Source organism: Azospirillum sp. B510 (assembly GCF_000010725.1).
Taxonomy (GTDB): domain Bacteria; phylum Pseudomonadota; class Alphaproteobacteria; order Azospirillales; family Azospirillaceae; genus Azospirillum; species Azospirillum lipoferum_B.
The window spans coordinates 2,419,203-2,443,260 of sequence record NC_013854.1 but is presented as its reverse complement, the minus strand read 5'-3'; the positions used below and the strand labels follow the sequence as shown (position 1 = coordinate 2,443,260).

Sequence of the window (24,058 nt, the reverse complement as noted above, 5' to 3'; positions counted from 1 at the left end):
CGACATGACCGCAGTGTTTCCCGACATCTGGCCGGCCCTGCCGGAGATCTTCCTGGCGCTTTCGGGCATCGCCCTGCTGATGCTGGGCGTGTTCCGCGGCGACGGTTTCACCCGTCCCGTCTCCTACCTGTCGATCGTCTGCATGCTGTTCGCCGCCATCCTGGCGATGGGCTATGGCAGCGGCCGCGTCGTCACCTTCAACGGTATGTTCGTGATGGACGCCTTCGGCGTCTTCATGAAGGCGCTGGTGCTGGTGTCGGCGGCCTTCGCGGTCGTCCTCTCGCTCGGCTTCAACGAGCGGGAGCAGATGGCGCGCTTCGAGTTCCCGGTGCTGATGCTCTTCGCCACCCTCGGCATGCTGATGATGATCTCGGCCAACGATTTCATCTCTCTGTATGTCGGGCTGGAGACCCAGAGCCTGGCGCTCTACGTCATCGCCGCCTTCCGCCGCGACAGCGGCAAGTCCTCGGAAGCCGGGCTGAAGTATTTCGTCCTCGGCTCGCTTTCCTCGGGCATGCTGCTGTATGGCGCGTCGATGGTCTACGGCTTCGCCGGCACGACCTCCTTCGACAAGGTCGCCGCCCTGTTCGCCGGCGGCGCCCATGTGTCGCCGGGTCTGGTGATCGGTCTGGTCTTCGTGATGGCCGGTCTGGCCTTCAAGATCTCGGCCGCTCCGTTCCACATGTGGACGCCCGACGTCTATGAGGGGGCGCCGACCCCGGTGACCGCCTTCTTCGCGGCGGCGCCGAAGGTGGCGGCCATCGCCCTGCTGACCCGCGTGGTGATGGAGCCTTTCGGCCATCTCGCCGCCCAGTGGCATCAGGTTCTGGTCGCCGCCGCCATCCTGTCGATGGCGATCGGCTCCTTCGTCGCCATCATGCAGACCAACATCAAGCGCCTGATGGCCTACAGCTCGATCGGCCATGTCGGCTACGCGCTGGTCGGCCTGACCACCGGCACCCAGGACGGCGTGCGCGGCGTGCTGATCTACATGGCGCTCTACATCGCCATGAACATCGGCGCCTTCGCGGTCATCCTGAGCATGAAGGCCAAGGGCAAGATGCTGGAGGAGATCAAGGATTTCTCCGGCCTGTCCAAGACCAACCCGATGCTGGCGGCGACCATGGCGATCTTCATGTTCTCCATGGCCGGCATCCCGCCGATGGCGGGTTTCTTCGGCAAGCTGTACGTCTTCCTGGCGGCCATCGCCGCCCAGGAATACACGCTGGCCGTCGTCGGCGTGTTGACCAGCGTGGTGGGCGCCTTCTATTACCTGCGCATCATCAAGATCATGTATTTCGATGAGCCCGCGCTGGTGGTCGACAAGGTCGATGATGACGGCATGACCGGCGTCCTGGTGCTGACCAGCCTGTTCACCCTGCTGTTCTTCGTCGCTCCGGCGCCGATCCTGAACGGTGCGGCGGCCGCCGCGGCGGCCCTGTTCGCCGGGTGACATCCGACCGATGAGCTTATCTTTCGAAGCGGAGGCGGCGCGTCTGCGCCTGCCTCCGGGCTTCCAGGTCAAGGCCTTCGACTCCGTCGGCAGCACGAACGACGAAGCGAAGGCCTTGTCGCGTTCCGGAGCCCCGGAAGGCACCATCGTCTGGGCCCGCCGCCAGGAAAGCGGCCGGGGACGGCGCGGCCGGGCCTGGACCTCGCCCGAGGGCAATCTCTACAGCACGACCATCCTGCGTCCCGGCCTGGCCCCGGCGGAGGCCGCCCAAATCTCCTTCGTCGCGGCGCTCGCCATCGCCGAGACGGCCGAATCCGTGCTGCCCGATCCCAGCGGCGTGCGCTGCAAATGGCCGAACGACGTGCTGGTGCATGACCGCAAGCTGTCCGGCATCCTCCTCGAGTCGGAGCCGGCCGCCGATGGCACCGTCGCCTGGGTGGTGCTGGGGGTCGGCATCAACCTGCGGCATTTTCCCGCAACCGCCGATTACGGCGCCACCTCGCTGATCGCCGAAGGCGCGCCGGCCATGGGCCCCGCGGCGCTGCTGGAGGTCTACGCCGGGCATCTGGCCAACTGGTACGGCCTCTGGCGCGCCCACGGCTTCGGCCCGGTGCGCGACGCCTGGATGGCGCGGGCCAAGGGGCTGGGCGGGCCGATCCTGGTCAGGCTGGCCGACCGGACGATCCCCGGCATCTTCGCCGATCTGGACAGCGACGGCGTTCTGTTGCTTGATCCAACGGACGGGGGGCCGCGCCAGCGGATCGCCGCCGGCGACGTGTTCTTCGCCCCGCCCTCCGCAAGTAGAGTTTGACCATCCATCGCCGTCAGGATCCCGCCCATGCTGCTCGCCATCGACGCCGGAAACACGAATGTGGTGTTCGCCATCTATGACGGCGACCGCCAGCGCGGCATCTGGCGCACGGCGACCGACCCCAAGCGCACCTCCGACGAATACATGGTGTGGCTGACGCATCTGATGGCGTTGAAGGGGCTGAAGCCGGTGGACATCCATGGCGCCATCATCGCCAGCGTGGTGCCCGGCGCGACTTTCAACCTGAAGCGGCTGAGCAAGGATCATTTCGGCTGCGAGCCGGTGATCGTCGGCCAGCCCGGCGTGGAACTCGGCGCCAAGGCGCTGGTCGACCGGCCGGAGGAGGTGGGGGCCGACCGTCTGGTCAACACGGTGGCCGCCGCCGCGACCTACAAGACCCCGCTGATCGTCATCGATTTCGGCACGGCGACCACCTTCGACGTGGTCGACGCCGAGGGCAATTACCGCGGCGGCGTCATCGCGCCGGGGCTGAACCTGTCGCTGGAGGCGTTGCAGATGGCGGCCTCAAAGCTGCCGCGCGTCGAAATCCAGCAGCCCGCCGAGGTGATCGGCCGCAACACCATCGCCTGTATGCAGTCCGGCATCTTCTGGGGCTATGTCGGCCTGATCGAAGGGCTGGTCGCCCGTATCCGGGCGGAATACGGCGAACCGATGCGGGTGGTCGCCACCGGTGGGTTGGCTGTTCTTTTCGCCAAGGCGACCCATGTGATCGAACACACCGACAACGAGCTGACGCTCCGCGGTCTTCTCCTGATCCACAAGCGCAACACGGTCCAATGACACAATCCTCCAAGACAGCCGCCGGAATGTCCGAAGCCCCGGCGGACAGCTTCGTTCCGGAGGAGGATGCGCTGTATTTCCTCCCGCTCGGCGGTTCCGGCGAGATCGGGATGAACCTCAACCTCTATGGCCACCGCGGCAAATGGCTGATGGTGGATCTCGGCATCTCCTTCGCCGACGACACCATGCCCGGCCTGGACGTCATCATGCCGGACCCGGCCTTCATCGCCGAACGGCGGGCGGATCTGGTCGGGCTGGTGCTGACCCACGCCCATGAGGACCATCTGGGCGCCGTGCAGTATCTGTGGCCGGAGCTGCGCTGTCCGGTCTATTGCACGCCCTTCACCGCCGCCTTCCTGCGCGCCAAGCTGCATGAGAAGGGCTTGAGCAGCACGGTGCCGATCCACGAGATCCCGCTGGGCGGCACGGTGGAGGTCGGTCCCTTCTCCGTCGAATATGTCACCATGACGCATTCGATCCCGGAGCCGAACGCGCTCGCCATCCGCACGTCGGCCGGCACGGTGCTGCACACCGGCGACTGGAAGCTGGACCCCGATCCGCTGGTCGGCGAGACGGCCGACGAGGCGCGGCTGCGCGCCATCGGCGACGAGGGGGTGCTGGCGCTGGTCGGCGACAGCACCAACGCCCTGGTGCCGGGGGCCGCCGGGTCGGAGGCGACCGTCCGCGCCACCCTGATGGAGTTGTTCGGGCGTTACCGCGACCGCCGCATCGCCGTCAGCTGCTTCGCCACCAATGTGGCGCGGCTGGAGAGCATCGCCGCCGCCGCCGCCGCCCATGACCGCCATGTCGCCCTGGTCGGCCGCTCGCTGTGGCGCATCAATGAGGCGGCGCGGGCGACCGGCTATTTGGCGGATGTGCCGAAATTCCTGTCGGAGCATGACGCCAGCTATCTGCCGCGGGAGAAGCTGGTGCTGATCTGCACCGGCAGCCAGGGGGAGCCGCGATCGGCCCTCGCCCGCATCGCCGCCAACGACCATCCGCAGGTGACGCTGTCGCGCGGCGACGTCGTGATCTTCTCCTCGCGCGAGATTCCCGGCAACGAGCGCGCCATCGGCCGCATGCAGAACCAGCTGGTCGCCCAGGGGGTCGAGCTGGTGACGGCGGACGAGGCGGCGGTCCATGTCTCCGGCCATCCGGCGCGTGACGAGCTGGTGCGCATGTACCAGTGGGTGCGGCCGCGCATCGCCGTCCCGGTCCATGGCGAGCAGCGCCACCAGCAGGCCCATGCCGCCCTGGCGGAGGATTGCCAGGTCGCCCACAGCATCGTGCCGGCCAATGGCGAGCTGCTGCGGCTCGACGGGCCGGAGGGGGCCCGGGTGGTGGCGACCGTGCGGGCCGGCCGCATGGCGGTCGACGGCAAGCGGCTGGTGCCGCTCGACACCGGCATGATGCGGGCGCGCAACCGCATGGTGAACAATGGCGCCGCCGTGGTGACGCTGGTGATGACCGCGACGGGCGAGCTGCTCACCGCGCCCCAGCTGGCGGTGATGGGGCTGGTCGACGAGGCGACCGACCGCGACCTGCTGCTGGACGTCGTCGATGCGGTGCGGGAATCGGTGGCGATGCTGCCGAAATCGGCGCGCGCCGACGATGCCCAGGTCAAGGAGGCGGCGCGGATCGCCGTCCGCCGCTGCTTCAACGCGTCCCATGGCAAGAAGCCGGTGACGGAGGTTCATCTGGTCCGCGTCTGAGGAAAGCCGCGCCTGGGGGAAAGCGGTGTATAAGGGTCATATCAGAGCCCGTTGAAGGGCCGAGCAAAGAGCGAGAGAGGACACGCATGATCGGGAAGCTCAACCATGTCGCCATCGTCGTTCCGGACCTGCCGGCGGCGACCGCGCTCTACCGCGATACCCTCGGAGCGGCGGTGTCGCAGCCGGTGGATCTGCCGCCGCACGGCGTCACCGTGGTCTTCGTCACCCTGCCCAACACCAAGATCGAGCTGCTGCATCCCTTCGGCGAGACGTCGCCCGTCGCCGGTTTCCTGGAAAAGAACCCGTCCGGCGGCATCCACCACATCTGTTACGAGGTCGACGACATCCTGGCCGCCCGCGACCGGCTGAAGGCGCAGGGGGCCCGCGTGCTGGGCGATGGCGAGCCCAAGATCGGCGCCCATGACAAGCCGGTGCTGTTCCTGCATCCGAAGGATTTCTGCGGGACGCTGGTGGAGCTGGAACAGGCCTGATCCGGCCTCGGCAGGGTGACGCGCGGAGGGCGGGATGGACAATTGGGTGACCGGGGCCTTCGTCTACATCGTCGTGTGGTGGGTGGTGCTGTTCGCGGTGCTGCCCTGGGGGGTACGGACGCCCGAGACGCCGGAACCCGGCATGGCCTCCTCCGCGCCGGTCGAACCGCGCATTCTGCGCAAGTTCATGATCACGACGCTGGTCGCCTTCCTGGTGTGGCTGGTGATCTTCGGTGTCGAACGGTCGGGACTCGTCTCGTTCCGCGACATGGCGCGCGACATGTTCTGAGCGAACCACCGACCAGGAAACAAGGGAGAGGATCGGGTGAGTCTGACCTATTGCGCGGCCGCGCCCGGCCATCCCCATCATGGTCCGTACCATGACGGCGAGTACGGCTTTCCCAGCAACGACGACCGGGTGCTGTTCGAGCGCCTGGTGCTGGAGATCAACCAGGCCGGCTTGTCCTGGCTGACCATCCTGAAGAAGCGCGAGGCCTTCCGCGCCGCCTTCGATAATTTCGACATCGACCGCGTCGCCGCCTATGGCGAGACGGAGCGGGCACGGCTGCTGGCCGATGCGGGGATAATCCGCAACCGCCTGAAGGTCGATGCGGTGATCGAGAATGCCCGCCGAATCGTGGCGCTGCGCGAAAGCCACGGGTCGTTCGACGCTTGGCTGCGCGCCCATCACCCGTTGACCAAGGCGGAATGGGTCAAGCTGTTCGGCCGAACCTTCCGCTTCACCGGCGGCGAGATCGTCGGCGAATTCCTGATGAGCCTGGGCTATCTGCCGGGCGCCCATCAGGCCGATTGCCCGATCCAGGCCGCCGTACTGGCCCAGAGTCCGCCATGGAGGATCGCTGCGGATGCCGGTTATCGGGGGCATCTGATCGTAGATTAGGCAAAATACCGGTCAGAATGAAGGCAATCGCTGAAAGCCTAGGCAAAATTGCAAAAACTTTGGGCATGAAGGGCTTCTGCCTCTGTTTTGGGCTTGCCATCGCCGTGGTCCGGGTCCACTCTTTCTGTGTGACGAGGGAGGATATTCCTCCCTTTCCGACGCCTGGTGGCGATTCCTCCCTAAACTCGACAGGCCGCGCCGCTTCGTGCCGCGCGGCCTTTCTTTTTTCCGGCAGGCGTCCGGTGGCGCGGACAGAAAATTTCCGCGACCGCTCCAGAAAACGTTAACGGTTTACTTGGTAGCGTTGCCTCGCTTAGCTCCTATATCATGATTCCTCTGATTGGGGCTGTCAGCCCGGTTATGAAATCGCCACTGGGACCCATGCCGTCCCGGGGGCCTTCCGGTTTTGCTGGTTTTTCAGCGTGGCTTTCGCCCGTTTAGACGGGCGGCAGGAAAGGAAGACGGTCGAGGCTCCGATGGCCGCGAATGAAAACGAACGATTCGATCAGTTCGCCGCGGTTCTGTCGACCGAACTGCTGGAGCGGACACGGAAAAGCATGGAGTTGCTGGCGCCGGAGCAGCAGCCATGCTCGATCCTGCCCTTTATTCAGACCCCGTCCTTCGTCGAATTCTACCAGGAGTTGGTGCGCGTTGGCATTTTGCCGGTGGTGCTGAGCCGCCGTCCGGTGCGCGCCATCATCGGCGACGTCGATTGGGCGCGGGAGGGGCGTGAATATCTGTTGACCGTGCTTGACGACCGCTCCAACGCCATCTTCACCGCCTGGGAATTCGCCTGGGACTCGCTGTGGGATGAGCGCAAGGTGGGACAGGACGGCGGCGGCGGGAACCATGCCAAGCCGAAGAAGGGTTTCTTCAGCGCCCTGTTCGGTCGCCGGCGCGAGGAGAAGGCGGATGGCGGCCGCAGCGAGGGGAGCGAGGGCGGCGTGATGGCCGGCCTTCACACCATGCTGACCGAACTGGGGGAAAGGCGGGGATTCCTGCCGTTGTTCCATGACGATGTCCGCACGCTCAAGGCATTGCCGCGGGTGAAGCCGGGCAGGGTGCTGCAAGCGTGGAAGGAAATCTCGCAGTATCACCACCAGGAATTTTATCTGCCCGAACAGGAACAGGCGAAGCCCGGCGTCACCTCCGACTGTCTGCAGAAATGGCACTATAATCTGCCGGACAGGATCGGCGAATTCCTTGTGCTGAAGGCCGCGATCGACCTGGAGCATGTGAACAAGCCCTTCATCGGCAAATATATCCGCCAGTCGGCGCGGACCCAGGAGGAGGCGGAGAAAGGAATGCCCTACCTGTCGCTTTACTGGAAAACGATGCGCAAAGCGGCCCCGGTGGCCGAACGGCACACGCTGTGACGGTCCGTCAGTCCCTGCGCGCCGGCCTGGCGGTGCTGTCCCTCTCCGGGACGGCCGTGGCGATCGCCGTGGTGATGGCGCCGCCGGCATCGGCGCAATCGGCGACGCCGCTTCCCGGTCCGATCCCGCTGGCACCGGACGCCCCTCGCGAGCGTCCGGCCGGTGACCGGCAGGTCGTCGATCTGTCGCTGTGCCAGCGGCTGACCCGGCATGTTCCGGCCGCCGATGTCGAATACAAGCCGGGCGTGGATGTGAAGGGGCGTCCGGTGGCGCCGGCCGACCTGCCGGGGTCCGCCGGCACGCAGCCGCCGATCCCGATCGACCTGCCGCTGTCGATCGATCTGGCCCGGCGGATGGGCATCCCCGTGCCGTCCGTTCCCTTCCTGCCGAACGATGTCACGGCGGTGTGGCTGAGCGTCGTCGGCGACCGCCTCTATCTGAACGGCCAGCCGATCGATCCGGGGGCGGAGGAGCGCCTCTATGTCTATTGCCGCGGCCGGTAGGGTGGTGGGCGGACCTCCAGGGCTCCGAAGTCGGGTTAACAGCGGTTTACGAATTGGGAAGTTTCTGATTCGGTGGAGGCTCTCGTCTTGGAAGGTCCTCCCATGAGTTCGATCGAAGCCGGCTTTGGTGAGAAATCGCGGCTGAAGGCGCTGCTGGAACATTTTTCGCGGATCGACGACCCGCGTGCTCCCTGGCGGGTCGCCTATCCGTTACCGGAGATCCTGCTTCTGGCGGTGTGCGGGACGATCGCGGATTGCGAGGATTACGAGGCGATCGCCGCCTGGGGTGAAGCGCGGCTCGACTTTCTGCGGCGCTTCCAGCCCTATCACCATGGGGTGCCGAGCGGACGCTGGCTGACCGTGTTCATGAACCGGATCCCGTCCGGCCTGTTCCAGGACTGCTTCCTGTCCTGGGTGCGCGAGGCGTGGCCCGACCGGCCGGAACTGGTCGCCATCGACGGCAAGACCTCGCGACGCAGCCATGACCGCGTCCTCGGACAGGCCCCTTTGCACTTGGTCTCGGCCTTCGCCACCACCAGCCGCCTGGTCCTCGGCCAGGAGGCCGTCGAGGACAAAGCCAGCGAACTGGCGGCCATTCCGGTTCTGCTGGAGCGCTTGGCGACCGAGGGCGGGCTCAAGGGCGCGATCGTCACCATCGACGCCATCGCCTGCAACGCCACCATCGCCCAGGCCGTTCGCGACGCCGGGGCCGACTATCTGCTGGCGGTCAAAGCCAACCAGCCCACCCTGCGCGACGAGATCGAGAGTTTCTTCACCAGCGCACCGCCGGAGACGCTCGATCACGCCGCCGATATCGACAAGGGCCATGGCCGGATCGAGCAGCGCGCGGTCACGGTCGCGCGCCAGGTCGATTGGTTGAGCGGCGCGCGGCGTTTTCCCGGCGAAGTCCGCCTGCCCGCCGTCGCCGCCATCGTTCGGGTGGTCAGCAAGACCGAGCTGAAGGATCGTTGCCGCACCGACACGCGCTATTACATCACCTCCGCCCCGCTCGCCGCCCAGGCGGCGGCCGAGGCCGTGCGCGGCCATTGGCGCATCGAGAACCAACTGCACTGGCTGCTCGACGTCGTCTTCAACGAGGACCAGTCCCGCTTGCGCAAAGGCCACGGCGCCCTGAACATGGCCGTCGTCCGCCACTTCGCCATCAACCTCGTCCGCAAGGCCGCCGAACCCGCCCGGCCGCGCTCCGGATTACGGCGCGCCACCAAAAAGCCGGCCGCCACTCCCAGACCCACCAGCATCAAGCTCCGCAGGAAGCTGGCAGGCTGGGACACCGATTACCTCAACGCTATCCTCGACGTTAATATCCGTTAACACGGATTCGGAGCCCTGGGCGGACCTCTGGGCGGGGGGCTTACAGTGGACAAGTGCGGGCGACCTTCCTAAAGTCGCTCACCCGCCGCCCGCATCCGCTCCTGTTCGCAAGAGCCATGTCGGCGCGGCCTTGTCGAACACCTCGCACACGAGAGCAGAGCCATGCGGCTGTCCAGCTTCTTCATGCCGACCCTCAAGGAGACCCCGACCGAGGCGCAGATCGTCTCGCACCGCCTGATGCTGCGGGCCGGGATGATCCGCCAGACCAGCGCCGGCATCTATGCCTGGCTGCCGCTGGGCTATCGGGTGCTGCGCAAGATCGAGCAGATCGTCCGCGAGGAGCAGGACGCCGCCGGCGCGCAGGAACTGCTGATGCCGACCATCCAGTCGGCCGACCTGTGGCGCGAGAGCGGCCGTTACGACGATTACGGCAAGGAGATGCTGCGCATCACCGACCGTCATGACCGCGAGATGCTGTTCGGTCCGACGAACGAGGAGATGATCACCGACATCTTCCGCTCCTTCGTCAAGAGCTACCGCCAGTTGCCGCTGAACCTCTACCACATCCAGTGGAAGTTCCGGGACGAGATCCGCCCGCGCTTCGGCGTGATGCGCGGCCGTGAGTTCCTGATGAAGGATGCCTATTCCTTCGACATCGATCCGGCCGGCGCCCGCCGCTCCTACCAGAAGATGTTCCTGGCCTATCTGCGCACCTTCGCCCGCATCGGGCTGAAGGCGATCCCGATGCGCGCCGACACCGGCCCGATCGGCGGCGACCTGAGCCACGAGTTCATCATCCTGGCCGAGACCGGCGAAAGCGGCGTCTTCTGCCACAAGGACTGGATGACCCTGGACGTGCTGAAGGACGCCCCCGGCATGGAGGACGACCTGCAACCCTTCTTCGATCGCGTCACCGGCATCTATGCCGCGACCGACGAGAAGCACGACCCGGCCAACAGCCCGGTTCCGGACGCCGATCTGGTGTCGGCCCGCGGCATCGAGGTCGGCCACATCTTCAATTTCGGCACCAAATACTCCAAGCCGATGAACGCCGTGGTCGCCGGTCCGAACGGCGAGTCGATCCCGGTGGAGATGGGCAGCTACGGCATCGGCGTGTCGCGCCTGATGGGCGCCATCATCGAGGCCAGCCACGACGACAATGGCATCATCTGGCCGGACGCGGTGGCCCCCTTCAATGTCGGCCTGATCAACCTGAAGTCCGGCGACGCCGAGACCGACCGTGTCTGCGCCGAACTGTATGCCAAGCTGGAGGCCGCCGGCCTGGAGGTCGCCTATGACGACCGCGACGAGCGTCCCGGCGCCAAGTTCGCCGACATGGACCTGATCGGCGTTCCCTGGCAGCTGGTGGTCGGCCCGCGCGGCCTGAAGAGCGGTGTCGTCGAGCTGAAGCGCCGCGCGACGGGCGAGAAGGAGGAACTGCCGGTCGAGGCGGCGCTGGCGAAGCTGCTGGGCTGACACCGCCGTTTTTTAAGCGAAAGGCGCCGGCGCTGTCCGGCGCCTTTTTTTTGCCGAGTCGCGGGCTGATTTTCGCGAGCATCACGGTGCGACGCATTGCGGATTGGCCCGAAAGGATTGCGGGGATTGGTGATGGAGATAGCTAACGCTGTGAATATATTGGATTTTTCAACTATTGTTTGATTGCGTCGATGGGGTGGGCGAGGATCGGGCGGCAACCGTTTCCGTCCGGCCGGCTTTCCGGAAATTACCGATTGTCGGGAATGGAACCTGAACTCGCAACGGGAGATCGATCGATGACCTTCGCCTTTTCTCCGATTGAGAACACGCGTTTCAGCCTGACCCCCACCAGCACGGGAACCTTCGCCTTGCCTGCGGTCGGTCGGAATGTCCGGGTGGCGAATCTGGGACCTTCGGACGCGTTGATCAAATTCACCGCGACCTTCACGTCGTCGACCGTGAACACGCTGACGATCATGGCCCGTACCGTGGAGATTTTCGACCGTCAGGCCAATGGCTTCATCACAGGGATCGGCGTGAACGGCGGTACCGTGCTGGACGTCACGACGGGCGAGGGGCAATGACATGGCGCTGCGAGCGGTCGCACCCGCTGCGGCGACGCGATGGGGAATGTTCCGCCTTTCCGCCAACCAGACAACCGGTCTGACGGTCAACAGCCCCATTCGTTTCGACACGCTCTCCGCTGGAACACTGACGCTGTCCGGCTATGCCATACAGTTGCCGGAGAATCGGGAGTTTCGGCTGACGTCGGGCTTGTCCTTCAGCTTTTCCAACAACAACGGTTCGGTTCAGACCTGTTGGTACGACATGACCGCCGGTCGTTTCGTCGGTGTCACGTCACTGCACAGTCCGCCGACCAACACCACGCCATGGTCACAGCAGCCAGTCGCCCATGCGGTGGTCAGCACCGTCGGCGGCGCGCGGTCGGTTCAGCTCCGCATCTCGGCCGCCAGCAGCCCGAGCGGCGTGTTCGCGGCCTTTTCCTTTGCCGAGGTGACGGAGATCCGCTGAACGACCGGACGATATCACAAGGCAGCTCCATCAGGCAGCCTTTGCGCGGCTTCGCAAGGTGTCCTATCTTCCGGTGGCGACCCCCAAGGTTCGCCACTTTTTTGTCCTCCCCACCGGCAGGCCGGATTTCCTCATGATCTTCAACGCCTTCGAACGCATGGTCGCGATGCGTTACCTTCGGGCGCGCCGCCAGGAAGGGTTCATCTCGGTCATCGCGGGGTTTTCGCTGCTGGGCATCGCGCTCGGCGTGGCGACGCTCATCATCGTGATGGCGGTGATGAACGGTTTCCGGGCGGAACTGCTGGGCCGGGTGCTCGGCCTCAACGGCCATCTCAACGTCTACAGCTCGCGTGGCGGGCCGCTGCCGGACTTCGACATACTGGCCGGCAAGCTGCGCGACACGCCGGGCGTGGTCAACGTCACCCCGACGGTCGAGGGCCAGGCGCTGGTCTCGGTGCGCGGCGTGGCATCGGGCGCCGTCATCCGCGGCGTGCGGGCCGAAGATTTCAAGGTGCGGCCGACGCTGGCCAGCAACATCGTCCGCGGTTCGGCCGACGAGTTCGGCGAGGACCGCGTCGCCATCGGTGTGCGCATGGCACAGCGGCTCGGCCTCACCGTCGGCGACCAGATCACGCTGATCGCACCCCAGGGCAACGTCACCGCCTTCGGCACCGTGCCGCGGATGCGCAGCTATCCCATCGGCGCGATCTTCGATGTCGGCATGTTCGAATACGACAACAGCTTCATCTTCCTGCCGCTGGAGGAGGCTCAGGCCTTCTTCCGCACCGGCGACGCCGTGACCTCGCTGGAGGTCTTCGTCAGCGATCCGATGCAGATCGCCGCGGCCCGCGCCGCCGTCCAGTCGGTGGTGGCGGGAGAGGGCAGGGTGGTCGATTGGCAGCAGTCGAACGCCAGCTTCTTCACGGCGCTTCAGGTCGAACGCAACGTGATGTTCCTGATCCTGTCGCTGATCATCATGGTCGCCGCCTTCAACATCATCTCCAGCCTGATCATGCTGGTGAAGGACAAGGGGCGCGACATCGCCATCCTGCGGACGATGGGGGCGACGCGCGGCATGGTCATGCGCATCTTCTTCCTGTCCGGCGCCAGCATCGGGGTGACGGGAACGTTGCTGGGGCTGGTGCTCGGCGTGTCCTTCGCGTTGAACATCGAGAGCATCCGCCAGGTGATCCAGGGCCTGACCGGCACCAACCTGTTCAACGCCGAGATCTATTTCCTCTCGCATCTGCCGGCCAAGATCGACTGGGGCGAGGTGGCGCAGGTGACGGTGATGGCGCTCGGCCTGTCCTTCGCCGCCACCATCTACCCGTCCTGGCGCGCCGCCCGGCTCGATCCGGTGGAGGCCCTGCGCTATGAGTGACGCCGTCATGGAACCGATGCTGGACCTGAAGGGCATCGTCCGCCGCTTCGAACAGGCGGGCTCGACGCTGGAGGTGCTGCGCGGGGTCGACCTGACCGTCGGCGCCGGGGAACTGGTGGCGCTGGTCGGCCCGTCGGGCGCCGGCAAATCGACGCTGCTGCACATCGCCGGCCTGCTGGAGCGGCCGACCGACGGCGTCGTGCGCATCGCCGGTGCCGACGTGTCGAACCTGGATGACGGCAAGCGGACCGAGGTGCGCCGCCGCTCCATCGGCTTCGTCTATCAGTTCCATCATCTGCTGCCGGAATTCTCGGCGCGCGAGAACATCGTGCTGCCGCAGATGATCGCCGGCGTGCCCAAGTCGGTCGCCCGGCAGCGCGCCGACGAGCTTCTGCGCATGGTCGGGCTGGAGCAGCGCGGTACCCACCGCCCGGCCCGGCTGTCCGGTGGCGAGCAGCAGCGCGTCGCCATCGCCCGCGCGCTGGCCAACGCCCCGTCGCTGCTGATCGCCGACGAGCCGACCGGCAACCTCGACCCCCATACGGCGGAGCATGTCTTCGCCATGCTGTCGGCCATCGTCCGGCAGGCCAGGGTCGGCGCCCTGGTCGCGACGCATAATCTCGACCTCGCCCGCCGCATGGACCGGGTGCTGGAGATGCGCGACGGTCATCTGGTCGAGTATCAGCCGTCGGAACTGGTTCCGCTGAGCGAGGTGGTTCCGGAAGCGTCATAGGCCGAAAGCGGCTCCACTCCCCAGTTGCCAAGCCGGTGCGGTGCCACCACTGTCATCCGCGACCGCATCGGCTGAGCTGCGGCAAAAGGCAAGACAGGGGCACCGGGGATGGACCAGCGGATCATCGACCTTTACGACGAATACACCCATGCGCCGCTGCCGCGCCGGGTCTTCCTGGAGCGGCTGGCGGCGCTGGCCGGTGGGGCTGCGGCGATCCCGGCGATCCTGGCGGCGATCGAGCCCAACTATGCCCGTGCCGCCATCGTCGGCGACGATGACAGCCGTCTGGCGGCGGAGAAGATCAGCTTCCAGGGGGCGACCGGCGACGTGACCGGCTATCTCGCCCGGCCGAAGCTGGCGGACAAGGCGCCGGCGGTGGTCGTCATCCACGAGAATCGCGGCCTGAACGCCTATGTCGAGGACGTCACCCGCCGGCTCGCCACCGAAGGCTTCGTCGCGATGGCGCCGGACCTGCTGTCGCCGCTGGGCGGCACGCCGCAGGACGCCGACAAGGCGCGCGACATGATCGGCCAGCTCGATGGCGACAAGACGGTCAACAACCTGATCGCGGCCATGAGCTATCTGATGGCCTACCGCTATTCCTCGGCCAGGGTCGGCGCCGTCGGCTTCTGCTGGGGTGGCGGCATGGTCAACCGGCTGGCGATCAAGGCGCCCGACCTCAAGGCCGGTGTCGCCTTCTATGGCCCGATCCCCGATCCGGCGCTGGTCGGCACGGTGAAATCGCCGCTGCTGCTGCATTACGCCGGGCTCGACCAGCGCATCAATGCCGGCATCCCGGCTTATGACGAGGCGCTGAAGAAGGCCGGGGTCGAGCATCAGATCTACGTCTATGACGGCGTCAACCACGCCTTCCACAACGACACCTCGGCCGAGCGCTACAACAAGGACGCCGCCGACCTCGCCTGGAAGCGGACGGTGGAGTTCCTGAAGGCCAAGCTGGGGTAACGGGGGGCTATCAGCGCGACGCCTCTCCCAACACCTCCGCCATGTCCACGACCGTCGCATATTCGCCGTCCATGTTGGCGAGCGACAGGTCGTGGACCTCGTCGGCCGTCCGCAGCCTTCCCGAGCGGTCGAGCCGGGCGAAGGTGAAGCAGGCGTCGGCCACCAGTCGCACGTCATAGCCGAGGTTGCCGGCCATCCGCACGGTCGCCTCGACGCTGTTGTTGGTGATGACGCCGGCCACCACCAGTGTGGCGATGCCGCGGCCGCGCAGCCACTCGTCAAGCCCGGTGCCGATGAAGGCGCTGTGCACCTGCTTGGCGATCACCGTCTCTCCGGGCAGCGGCATGGCTTCCGCTTTGAAGGCATGCCCCGGGCCGATGGCGCTGTACGAGGAGGCGGGATTGGGCGATTCGTGGCGAATGTGGACGATCGGCCGGGAGGCCGCCCGCCAAGCGGTGAGCAATGTGGAGATGTTCGCTTCGGCCTGCGGGTTGTTGCGCGGGCCAACGCGGTGCCAGCGCGGATCGTCGATGGCCTTTTGCACATCGATGATCAGCAATGCCGTGTTGGCGGGGAGGGTTTCCATGCCGACGATCCTGTCACGACCGTCCATCGCGTGACAAGCGCGTCGGTTTCTGGCTCTAATCCGGCGCTCCACCCCCGTTCCCCGCTCTTGTGCCCGTCCGGAGGCGTCGTGCTCGCATCCCCCTTGTCCCTGTTGGCCGTGGCCGTCGGCGGCGCCGCCGGTTCGGTCGCGCGCTATGTGATGTTGCTGGCGATCACGCAATGGGTCGGCACCCGCTTTCCGGTAGGGACGGTCATCGTCAATGTGATCGGCTGCACGGTGATGGGGGTGTTGTCCGAACTGGCGGCGCTGGCCTGGTCGCCGTCGCCGGAGCTGCGCGCCTTTCTGCTGGTCGGCATTCTCGGCGGCTTCACCACCTTCTCCTCCTTCACGCTGGACATCGGCCTTCTCGTCGCCCGTGACGAGATCGCGGCGGCGGCGGGCTATTTCCTCGCCTCGACGCTGTTCAGCGTGGTGGGCTTCTTTGCCGGCCTGTGGGCCGTGCGTTCTCTTGTTTCGGTGTCCCTCTGATGACTGACTCTCCTGATTCCCCCGACAACGCCTCGACCGAAGCCAAGGGCGACAGCAAGGTCGAAATCCGCACCGTGACGGCCGACGAGGCCGACATGCGGCTCGACCGCTGGTTCAAGCGGCATTTCCCCGACGTGAACCACAGCTATCTCCAGAAGCTGCTGCGCACCGGCCAGGTCCGCATCGACGGCAAGCGGGCGGAGACGTCGTCGCGGCTGGCGGCGGGGCAGGGCGTGCGCATCCCGCCGCTGGCGGCCTGGGCGGCGCCGGTCAAGGGGCCGAACCACGGTTCGAACCAGGGGGCCGGCAAGCCCAAGGGCATGTCCGACAAGCAGATCGCCGAGCTTCAGGCGCTGGTGCTCTATCGTGACGCCGACGTGATCGCCATCAACAAGCCCGCCGGTCTGGCGGTGCAGGGCGGCACCGGCACCTCCAAGCATCTCGACGCCATGCTGGACGCCCTGCGTTTCGACGGCAACGAGCGGCCCAAGCTGGTCCACCGGCTGGACAAGGACACCTCGGGGGTGCTGCTGCTCGCCCGCACCACCTTCGCCGCCAGCAAGCTGACCGAGCTGTTCCGCGGCAGTGCCGTGCGCAAGATCTACTGGGCCGTCACCGTCGGCGTGCCGACACCCTATCAGGGCAAGATCGATCTGGCGCTGGCCAAGGAAGGCGGCCCGCATGGCGAGCGGGTGGCCGAGAACAAGGAGGAGGGCAAGCGGGCCGTCACCGTCTATTCGGTGCAGGAGAATGTCGGCAAGCAGGCGGCCTTCGTCGCCATGTGGCCGCTGACCGGCCGCACCCACCAGCTGCGCGTCCATATGGCCGCCGTCGGCACGCCGATCCTGGGCGACGGCAAATATGCCGGGCAGGGCGCCTTCCTGGCCGGGGCGGAGGTGGCGAAGAAGCTGCACCTGCATGCCCGCCGGCTGATCCTGCCGCATCCGCGCGGCGGCAAGACCATCGACGTGACGGCGCCGCTGCCCGACCACATGCAGGCGACCTGGAAATATTTCGGCTTCAGCCCCAACCTGCGCGACGATCCGTTCGAGGATTTCGAGTGATGGCGGTGTCTGGGAAACCGCCGTTGCGGCTCGCCCTGTTCGACTGCGACGGCACGCTGGTCGACAGCCAGTTCGCCATCATCGACGCGATGAACCGGGCCTGGGCCGAGCATGGGCTGGGCGAGCCCGACCCGGCGGACGTCCGCCGCATGGTCGGGCTGTCGCTGGTCGAGGCGGTGGCCCTGCTGTTGCCGGGCCGCGATGCCGCGCTGCATGTCGCGGTGGCGGAAAGCTACAAGCATGCCTTCTCCAGCGCCCGCGGCCGTGGCGAGGTGGACGAGCCGCTGTTCCCCGGAATCCTCGACACGCTGGCGCTGCTGGAGGAGGCCGGCGTGCTGCTGGGTGTCGCGACCGGCAAGTCGCGGCGCGGGCTCGACGCCGTGCTCAAGCTCCATGGCCTGAGCGGGCGTTTCGTCACCTTGCAGACCGCCGACGCCGGCCCCGGAAAGCCGAATCCGCACATGGTCCAGCGGGCGCTGGCCGAGACCGGGGCGGAAGAGGCGACGACGGTGATGATCGGCGACACCACCTACGACATCCAGATGGCGCGCAACGCGCGGGTGCGGTCGGTTGGCGTCTCCTGGGGTTATCACGCGGTGCCTGACCTGGAGCGGGCCGGGGCCGACCGCATCGTCCATCGCGGGCGCGATGTCGCCGGCGCGGTGCTGGAGCTTTTGGAAGGGTAAGCGATGAAGCGTTTCTACAAGGCGGCGGGGGTCGGCGAGACCGAAGGCGGTTTCCAGGTCGAGCTGGACGGGCGTCCGGTGCGCAGCCCGGCCAAGGCGCCGCTTGTCCTCCCCAGCCGGCCGCTGGCCCAGGGCGTGGCCGACGAATGGGCGGCGCAGGGCGAGCGGATCGACGCCCATTCCATGCCGCTGATGCAGCTGTCGAGCACCGCCATCGACCTGATCCCGGCCAAGCGGCCGGACATCGTCGGGGCGGTGAGCGCCTATGCCGGCACCGACCTGCTGTGCTACCGCGCCGAGCATCCCCAGCCGCTGGTGGAGCGGCAGGCGCGGCTGTGGCAACCGCTGCTGGATTGGGCGGCGCTGGCCTATGACGCGCCGCTGCATGTCTGTATCGGGCTGATGCCGAAACCCCAGCCGGAGGAGGCGCTGGCCGCCCTGCGCCGGGTGGTGGAGCGGACGGACGATTGGACATTGGCGGCGTTGCAGACGGCGACCGGCGTCTGCGGCTCGATCATCGTCGCGTTGGCGCTGCTGGAAGGCCGCCTCGGCGCCGAGGAGGCCTTCGAGGTCTCGCAGTTGGACGAGACCTACCAGATCGAGCAATGGGGCGAGGATGCCGAGGCGACGAAGCGCCGCGCCAATGTCCGCGCGGAGATCGCCGCCTGCCGGCGGTTCGTCGATCTGCTGCGGGGGTGAGGATGCCGCCCCCTCCCGAATGGGAGGGGGCGGCATCGTCTTACTTCACCGTGCTGCTGCCGCCGCCGGCCGGGGCGGCGCCCGGAGCGACCGTTTCATTGCCCGCCGGCTTGCGGGTCTTGTTCAGCGACGTCATGGTGTCGTCGTATTTGAAGTCCGGCATCGCCTTCACGTCGTCGCGGCTCATGCCGGCGAGGTTCAGGCGGTTGTTCTGGGCGTCCCAGTTGGCGGCGTTGAAATCGACGGCGACCTGCTTCTCGCCGATGCCGAGGAAGCCGCCGGAGCTGATGACCAGCTGCTTGGCCTGGCCGCTGGCGTCGAGGATCACGTCATCGACCTCGCCGATCTTGTTGTTGTCGCGGCCATAGACATTCTTGCCGATCAGTTCGTCGGCGCTGGCGAGCTGCCCGCCGGTCGGACCGGTTTTGGTCATGCCGCCGGCCGCCGTGCCGCCGGCCGTGCTGCTGTCGGGCGACGCGCTGTTCGACAGGCCGGGGGTGGAGGAGGACGGATTGCCCACGGTCGGCGAGGTGGTCTGCGCGACGGCGGCACCGGAGAGCAAAGCCAGCGTGGCGGCGGTGACGATCAGGGTGCGACGCATGGGGTGGCTCCTTTGTCGTGGTATCATGTGTCGAAACACACCAGGACAACAGGAGCGCGGCCCATTTGATCTCGCCGTTCGGGAATTCTTTCGGTGGGGCGCTACCCCTTCGTGACCGGATCCCACTCCGGGTCACACGGCGTCAGCGTCGCCGAACCGGCCTGGAGCACCGATCCGTTCGCGGCGGCGAGTTGCACATCCTCCAACCGCAGCAGGGCCAGCGCGGCGGCGTCGCGGCCGCTGCGGATCTCGCCGACCTCCTTGCCATCCAGCGTCACCGGGGTGCCGGCCTCCGGAATCGGGCCGTCGAACGTGACCGGGAACAGCTTCTTCTTGATGAGGGCGCGGTATTTGGTGCGGGCGGTCAGTTCCTGCCCCATGTAGCAGCCCTTGTCCCAGGAGATGGCGTTCAGCGCGTCCATCCGGCTTTCCAGGGGAATCGATTTTTCCGGGATCAGGTCCAGCGTGCCGTCGGGAACGCCGAGCGACAGCCGCAGCCGATCATACTCGGCGGCGTCCCGCCCGCCCAGTCCGGCCGCCTCCAGCGCCGCCAGCCCATTCACCGGCCCATTCACCGGTAGGAACAGGCGGGCGCCCAGCCCCGGCAGACGCGGGTCGGTGAAGGCGACTCCGCCGGCGAAGGGCCGTGCCGCCCCTGGTTCGGCCGGCAGGCCCAAGGCCGCCAAGGCTCCCTCTCCGAAGGCGATCACGACGCGCAACCGCTCCGCCCGATCCTCCAGCGCGATCTTCGAGCGCAGCTTGTACATCTTCAGCCGGCGCAGCAGGTCGGCCCGGCGGTCGGTTTCCGGATCGAGGAGCAGGGCGGGGCCGGCGTCATCCTCCGACTCGACCATCATGAAATCATGCAGGAACTTGCCCTGCGGGGTCAGGAACAGGGCATAGGCGGCATGGTCCGGCGTGACCCGCAGCACGTCGTTGGAGACCAGCCCTTGCAGAAAGGCCTTGCGGTCCTCGCCCGTCACCGCCACCACGCTCCGCCGGTCCAGCACTGTGTAACCCGCCGACATCCTCGCCTCCTCGTTGCCCGGTCCATGGAGTGTTGGACCGAATGGTCCGGCTGGCAAGGGTATGCCGCATCGCGAAAGGCCGAGTAAAGGGCTGGGTCGTGGCCGCAGACAAGGTTGTGGCGCCGGCATCCCGATGTGACATGATGACCAAAAGGGCAGATGCATCGCCATTGGGCAGAGGATCGGCTGTTGACGGCCGGTGGTGCCGCCTGATTACTCTGTCGGCAGCGCTGGCACGGCTTTGGCAATGCCATGCAGGTTTGACCTTTTCCCGGATTCCCCCTCCTTGCCATCGCACGCCGAGACCTATCCCCCGGACGCTCCGCCGCCCCGTTTGGAGTTGCGCGGCATCACCAAGCGATTCCCCGGCTGTCTGGCCAACGACCATGTCGACCTCGTCCTGCGGCCGGGCGAGATCCATGCGTTGCTGGGGGAGAATGGGGCCGGCAAGTCGACCCTGGTCAAGATGATCTACGGGGTGCTTCACCCCGATTCCGGCACCATGCTGTGGCAGGGGGCGGAGACGGCCGTGCCCGACCCGGCCGGCGCCCGCCGGCTCGGCATCGGCATGGTGTTCCAGCATTTCTCGCTGTTCGACACGCTGACGGTGACGGAGAACATCGCGCTCGGCCTCGATGACGCCGGGCCGATGGACCAGCTCGCCGTCCGCATCCGCGAGGTGTCGGAACGCTACGGGCTGGCGCTCGATCCCGGCCGCCATGTCTTTCACCTGTCGGTGGGCGAGCGGCAGCGGGTGGAGATCGTGCGCTGCCTGTTGCAGGACCCCAAGCTGCTGATCATGGACGAGCCGACCTCGGTCCTGACGCCGCAGGAGGCGGCCAAGCTGTTCGAGACGCTGCGCGTCCTGGCGGCGGAGGGCTGCACCATCCTCTATATCTCGCACAAGCTGGAGGAAATCCGCGCGCTGTGCGGCCGCGCCACCGTGCTGCGGGCCGGCAAGGTGGTGGGGGCCACCGACCCGCGGCGGGAGACCGCGCGCAGCCTCGCCGAGATGATGATGGGGGCGGAGCTGTCCCCCCCCGAACGGCCGCCGCAGGGTGCCGCCGGGGCCGCGCGGCTGACCGTGCGCCACCTGTCCACCACCTCCGACAACCCCTTCGCCACCAACCTGAAGGACGTCAATTTCGAGGTGCGGGCCGGCGAGATCCTCGGCATCGCCGGTGTGGCCGGCAACGGGCAGGCGGAGCTGATGGCGGCCCTGAGCGGCGAGGCGCTGCTGGCCGATGCCGACGCGGTGGTGATCGAGGGAACCGCCGCCGGACATCTCGGGCCACGGGCGCGCCGCGCGCTCGGCCTCGCCTTCGTGCCGGAGGAGCGGCTGGGCCGTGGCGCCGTGCCGGAACTGAGCCTGTCGGAGAACGCGCTGCTGTCGGGCTATGCCCGGGAACCGCTGGTGCGTGGCGGCATGGTCCATTTCGCCCGCGCCCGCGCCTATGCCGAGACGATCATCCGTGGTTTCAACGTCGTCGCCCATGGCCACCGGGCGGAGGCGCGGTCGCTGTCGGGCGGCAACCTTCAGAAATTCATCATCGGCCGCGAGATTCTCCAGAAGCCCAAGCTTCTGGTGGTCGGACAGCCGACCTGGGGGGTCGATGCCGGTGCCGCCGCCGCGATCCACAAGGCGTTGATCGATTTGGCGCGGTCGGGGGCGGCGGTGCTGGTGATCAGCCAGGATCTGGATGAGCTGTTCGTGCTGAGCGACCGGATTTCCGTGCTGTTCCATGGCCGCCTGTCCGACAGCCGGCCGACGCACGAGACGAGTGTGGAACGCATCGGCCTGCTGATGGGTGGCCTGTTCGGCACGCCGCCGGACGAAGACGGGGAGATCACGCGTGCGGTCTGATGGTTTCTTGAGCACCGGAGACGCCGCATGAGCCTCATCCGTCTTGAACCGCGCGGGCAGGCGTCGAAGACCATGGTCTATGTGACGCCGCTGCTGGCGGTGGCGCTGACCTTGCTCAGCGGCTTCATCCTGTTCATGGCGATGGGCTTCGACCCGTTGAAGGCGCTCTATTCCTTCTTCGTCGCTCCGGTGACCTCGGTCCGCGGCGTCGGCGAGCTGGTGGTGAAGGCGACGCCGCTGACGCTCTGCGCCGTCGGGCTCGCCATCGGCTTCCGCGCCAATGTCTGGAACATCGGCGCCGAGGGGCAACTGACGCTGGGCGCCATCGCCGGCGGCGGGCTGGCGCTGGCCTTCTATGGCGAGGGCGGCTGGTGGCTGCTGCCGCTGATGGTGATCGGCGGCGCCATCGGTGGCGCCGCCTGGGCGGCGGTGCCGGCCTTCCTGCGGCTGCGCTTCAACGCCAGCGAGATCCTGACCAGCCTGATGCTGAACTATGTGGCGCTGCTGCTGCTGAGCTATCTGGTCCATGGCCCCTACCGCGATCCCGATGGCTTCGCCTTTCCCGAATCGCGGCTGTTCGAGGCCGACGCCACGCTGCCGATCCTGTGGGCGGGAACCCGCGTCCATCTGGGCGCGCTGTTCGCCCTGGCGGCGGTGGCCGGCGGCTGGCTGCTGATCGCGCGCACCTTCATCGGTTTCCAGATCAAGGTGATCGGTCTGACCCCGGCCGCCGCAGGCTATGCCGGCTTCGACCAGAAGCGCATCGTCTGGCTGACGCTGCTGCTGTCGGGGGCGCTGGCCGGCATCGCCGGCATGGGCGAGGTCGCCGGCCCCATCGGCCAGATCACCGCCAGCATCTCGCCCGGCTACGGCTATACCGCCATCATCGTCGCCTTCCTCGGCCGGCTGCATCCGGTCGGCATCCTGCTGGCGGCGTTGCTGATGGCGCTGTCCTTCATCGGCGGCGAGGCGGCGCAGATCGCCATGGGTCTGCCCAAGGCCATCACCGGAGTGTTCCAGGGCATGCTTCTGTTCTTCCTGCTGGCGAGCGACGTGCTGATCCGCTACCGGGTCCGCTTCGGGGCGCGGAGGGCCGCGGCATGAACGACCTCGCCCTGATCGGCCCGATCCTGGCCGCCATGTTCGCCGCGGCGACGCCGCTGCTGTTCGCCGCCCTCGGCGAACTGGTGGTGGAGAAGTCGGGCGTCCTCAACCTGGGGGTCGAGGGCATGATGCTGGTCGGCGCCGTCTGCGGCTTCGCGGTGACGGTGCGGACCGGCAGCCCGATCACCGGCTTCGTCGTCGCCGCGCTGGCCGGTGCCGCCACCGCCTCGCTGTTCGCCGTGCTGACCCTCTTCCTGCTGGCCAACCAGGTGGCGACCGGCCTTGCGCTGACCCTGTTCGGCGTCGGCCTGTCGGCGCTGATCGGCCAGGGCTTCGTCGGCATCCCGCTGGAGGGGCTGCCGAAGCTGCACATCCCCGGCCTGACCGACCTGCCGGTGGTTGGGCAGGCGCTGTTCGGCCAGGACATCATGGTCTATCTGGCGGTCGCCGCCGTGCCGCTGGTCCACCTCTTCCTCTACCGCACCCGCGCCGGCCTCGTGCTGCGCGCGGTGGGGGAGAACCACACGGCGGCGCACGCGCTGGGCTACAAGGTGCTGCGCATCCGCTTTTTCGCGGTGCTGTTCGGCGGCGCCATGGCCGGGCTGGGTGGCGCCTTCCTGTCGATGGACTATACGCCGATGTGGGCGGAGAACATGACCTCGGGCCGCGGCTGGATCGCGCTGGCGCTGGTGGTCTTCGCCACCTGGAAGCCGGTGCGGGCGATGCTGGGCGCCTGGCTGTTCGGCGGCGTGACCATCCTGCAACTGCATGTCCAGGGGCTGGGCATCGACGTGCCGTCGCAGCTCTTGTCGATGCTGCCGTATCTGGCTACCGTTCTGGTTCTGGTGCTGATTTCGCGGGACGTCGCCCGCATCCGCCTGAACGCGCCGGCCTGTCTGGGAAAACTGTTTCATCCCGATGCTTGACGCGTCGTTTTGAAAACGAAAC

At 67.2% G+C, this 24,058-nt stretch carries 26 protein-coding genes; 23 read left to right on the top strand and 3 right to left on the bottom strand.

All coding sequences use genetic code 11. The features are described from left to right. Positions 1 to 4 precede the first annotated feature (4 nt). From nuoN to AZL_RS11285, 16 genes are all read left to right on the top strand, one after another. Positions 5 to 1,453, top strand: coding sequence for an NADH-quinone oxidoreductase subunit NuoN (gene nuoN / locus AZL_RS11360; protein WP_012974700.1), 1,449 nt, complete (start codon positions 5 to 7; stop codon positions 1,451 to 1,453). A 10-nt stretch (positions 1,454 to 1,463) separates the two neighbouring features. Then, positions 1,464 to 2,264 carry a biotin--[acetyl-CoA-carboxylase] ligase gene (locus AZL_RS11355; RefSeq protein ID WP_012974699.1) on the top strand — a complete coding sequence of 267 codons (801 nt, stop codon included), beginning with the start codon at positions 1,464 to 1,466 and terminating at the stop codon, positions 2,262 to 2,264. A gap of 27 nt (positions 2,265 to 2,291) precedes the next feature. Further along, entirely contained in the window at positions 2,292 to 3,065 is a 774-nt protein-coding gene (locus tag AZL_RS11350) for a type III pantothenate kinase (RefSeq protein WP_012974698.1), read from the top strand. A gap of 26 nt (positions 3,066 to 3,091) precedes the next feature. Further along, positions 3,092 to 4,777 carry a ribonuclease J gene (locus tag AZL_RS11345; protein WP_012974697.1) on the top strand — a complete coding sequence of 562 codons (1,686 nt, stop codon included), beginning with the start codon at positions 3,092 to 3,094 and terminating at the stop codon, positions 4,775 to 4,777. Positions 4,778 to 4,863: 86 nt separating this feature from the next. Continuing rightward, on the top strand, positions 4,864 to 5,268 hold the full coding sequence (gene mce, locus AZL_RS11340; RefSeq protein WP_012974696.1) for a methylmalonyl-CoA epimerase: 405 nt from the start codon (positions 4,864 to 4,866) through the stop codon (positions 5,266 to 5,268). 34 nt (positions 5,269 to 5,302) lie between these two features. After that, the gene (locus AZL_RS11335; protein ID WP_012974695.1) at positions 5,303 to 5,557 is read left to right on the top strand and encodes a DUF1467 family protein; all 255 of its coding nucleotides are present in this window, start codon (positions 5,303 to 5,305) and stop codon (positions 5,555 to 5,557) included. 36 nt (positions 5,558 to 5,593) lie between these two features. Further along, complete coding sequence (locus tag AZL_RS11330; RefSeq protein ID WP_012974694.1) at positions 5,594 to 6,169, top strand: DNA-3-methyladenine glycosylase I; 576 nt, start codon at positions 5,594 to 5,596, stop codon at positions 6,167 to 6,169. A gap of 476 nt (positions 6,170 to 6,645) precedes the next feature. Beyond that, complete coding sequence (locus AZL_RS11325) at positions 6,646 to 7,545, top strand: hypothetical protein (protein WP_042443013.1); 900 nt, start codon at positions 6,646 to 6,648, stop codon at positions 7,543 to 7,545. Continuing rightward, positions 7,542 to 8,048: a hypothetical protein gene (locus AZL_RS11320; RefSeq protein WP_012974692.1), complete on the top strand. Its 507-nt coding sequence runs from the start codon at positions 7,542 to 7,544 to the stop codon at positions 8,046 to 8,048. The genes AZL_RS11325 and AZL_RS11320 overlap by 4 nt, the downstream gene beginning before the upstream one ends. Before the next feature lie 102 nt (positions 8,049 to 8,150). After that, positions 8,151 to 9,380, top strand: coding sequence for an ISAs1-like element ISAzs5 family transposase (locus AZL_RS11315; protein WP_012974691.1), 1,230 nt, complete (start codon positions 8,151 to 8,153; stop codon positions 9,378 to 9,380). A gap of 162 nt (positions 9,381 to 9,542) precedes the next feature. After that, entirely contained in the window at positions 9,543 to 10,856 is a 1,314-nt protein-coding gene (proS, locus tag AZL_RS11310; RefSeq protein ID WP_012974690.1) for a proline--tRNA ligase, read from the top strand. Between the two features lie 296 nt (positions 10,857 to 11,152). Then, entirely contained in the window at positions 11,153 to 11,440 is a 288-nt protein-coding gene (locus AZL_RS11305) for a hypothetical protein (protein WP_042443011.1), read from the top strand. 1 nt (position 11,441) lies between these two features. Then, a complete protein-coding gene (locus tag AZL_RS11300) occupies positions 11,442 to 11,888 on the top strand; it encodes a hypothetical protein (RefSeq protein ID WP_012974688.1) in 447 nt (148 codons plus the stop codon). Positions 11,889 to 12,021: 133 nt separating this feature from the next. Then, entirely contained in the window at positions 12,022 to 13,269 is a 1,248-nt protein-coding gene (locus AZL_RS11295; RefSeq protein ID WP_012974687.1) for a lipoprotein-releasing ABC transporter permease subunit, read from the top strand. Beyond that, on the top strand, positions 13,262 to 14,002 hold the full coding sequence (locus AZL_RS11290; RefSeq protein WP_012974686.1) for an ABC transporter ATP-binding protein: 741 nt from the start codon (positions 13,262 to 13,264) through the stop codon (positions 14,000 to 14,002). The genes AZL_RS11295 and AZL_RS11290 overlap by 8 nt, the downstream gene beginning before the upstream one ends. A 108-nt stretch (positions 14,003 to 14,110) precedes the next feature. Then, on the top strand, positions 14,111 to 14,968 hold the full coding sequence (locus AZL_RS11285; protein ID WP_012974685.1) for a dienelactone hydrolase family protein: 858 nt from the start codon (positions 14,111 to 14,113) through the stop codon (positions 14,966 to 14,968). A gap of 10 nt (positions 14,969 to 14,978) precedes the next feature. Here the strand turns inward: AZL_RS11285 and AZL_RS11280 are convergent, their stop codons facing one another. Further along, the gene (locus tag AZL_RS11280; protein WP_042443007.1) at positions 14,979 to 15,554 is read right to left on the bottom strand and encodes a cysteine hydrolase family protein; all 576 of its coding nucleotides are present in this window, start codon (positions 15,552 to 15,554) and stop codon (positions 14,979 to 14,981) included. A gap of 108 nt (positions 15,555 to 15,662) precedes the next feature. Between AZL_RS11280 and crcB the strand changes: the two genes are divergently transcribed. Genes crcB through AZL_RS11260 form a run of 4 tightly spaced genes read left to right on the top strand, consistent with a single transcriptional unit; the run spans position 15,663 to position 18,513 of the window. After that, positions 15,663 to 16,064 (top strand): fluoride efflux transporter CrcB, encoded by a 402-nt coding sequence (crcB, locus tag AZL_RS11275; protein ID WP_012974683.1) that lies wholly within the window; start codon positions 15,663 to 15,665, stop codon positions 16,062 to 16,064. Further along, positions 16,064 to 17,128, top strand: a complete 1,065-nt coding sequence (locus tag AZL_RS11270) for an RluA family pseudouridine synthase (protein ID WP_012974682.1) — start codon at positions 16,064 to 16,066, stop codon at positions 17,126 to 17,128. The genes crcB and AZL_RS11270 overlap by 1 nt, the downstream gene beginning before the upstream one ends. Then, positions 17,128 to 17,814: an HAD-IA family hydrolase gene (locus tag AZL_RS11265; protein ID WP_012974681.1), complete on the top strand. Its 687-nt coding sequence runs from the start codon at positions 17,128 to 17,130 to the stop codon at positions 17,812 to 17,814. The genes AZL_RS11270 and AZL_RS11265 overlap by 1 nt, the downstream gene beginning before the upstream one ends. A gap of 3 nt (positions 17,815 to 17,817) precedes the next feature. Then, complete coding sequence (locus AZL_RS11260; RefSeq protein ID WP_012974680.1) at positions 17,818 to 18,513, top strand: ATP12 family chaperone protein; 696 nt, start codon at positions 17,818 to 17,820, stop codon at positions 18,511 to 18,513. A 40-nt stretch (positions 18,514 to 18,553) separates the two neighbouring features. Here the strand turns inward: AZL_RS11260 and AZL_RS11255 are convergent, their stop codons facing one another. Next, positions 18,554 to 19,114: a PRC-barrel domain-containing protein gene (locus tag AZL_RS11255; RefSeq protein ID WP_012974679.1), complete on the bottom strand. Its 561-nt coding sequence runs from the start codon at positions 19,112 to 19,114 to the stop codon at positions 18,554 to 18,556. 101 nt (positions 19,115 to 19,215) lie between these two features. Further along, positions 19,216 to 20,142 (bottom strand): YgfZ/GcvT domain-containing protein, encoded by a 927-nt coding sequence (locus tag AZL_RS11250; RefSeq protein ID WP_012974678.1) that lies wholly within the window; start codon positions 20,140 to 20,142, stop codon positions 19,216 to 19,218. A 247-nt stretch (positions 20,143 to 20,389) separates the two neighbouring features. On the opposite strand from AZL_RS11250, the gene AZL_RS11245 reads away from it, so the two are divergent. Genes AZL_RS11245 through AZL_RS11235 form a run of 3 tightly spaced genes read left to right on the top strand, consistent with a single transcriptional unit; the run spans position 20,390 to position 24,036 of the window. Further along, complete coding sequence (locus AZL_RS11245) at positions 20,390 to 22,006, top strand: ABC transporter ATP-binding protein (protein ID WP_371304210.1); 1,617 nt, start codon at positions 20,390 to 20,392, stop codon at positions 22,004 to 22,006. A 27-nt stretch (positions 22,007 to 22,033) separates the two neighbouring features. Beyond that, a complete protein-coding gene (locus AZL_RS11240; protein ID WP_012974676.1) occupies positions 22,034 to 23,110 on the top strand; it encodes an ABC transporter permease in 1,077 nt (358 codons plus the stop codon). After that, positions 23,107 to 24,036 carry an ABC transporter permease gene (locus AZL_RS11235; RefSeq protein ID WP_012974675.1) on the top strand — a complete coding sequence of 310 codons (930 nt, stop codon included), beginning with the start codon at positions 23,107 to 23,109 and terminating at the stop codon, positions 24,034 to 24,036. The genes AZL_RS11240 and AZL_RS11235 overlap by 4 nt, the downstream gene beginning before the upstream one ends. The last annotated feature ends 22 nt before the right edge of the window (positions 24,037 to 24,058 follow it).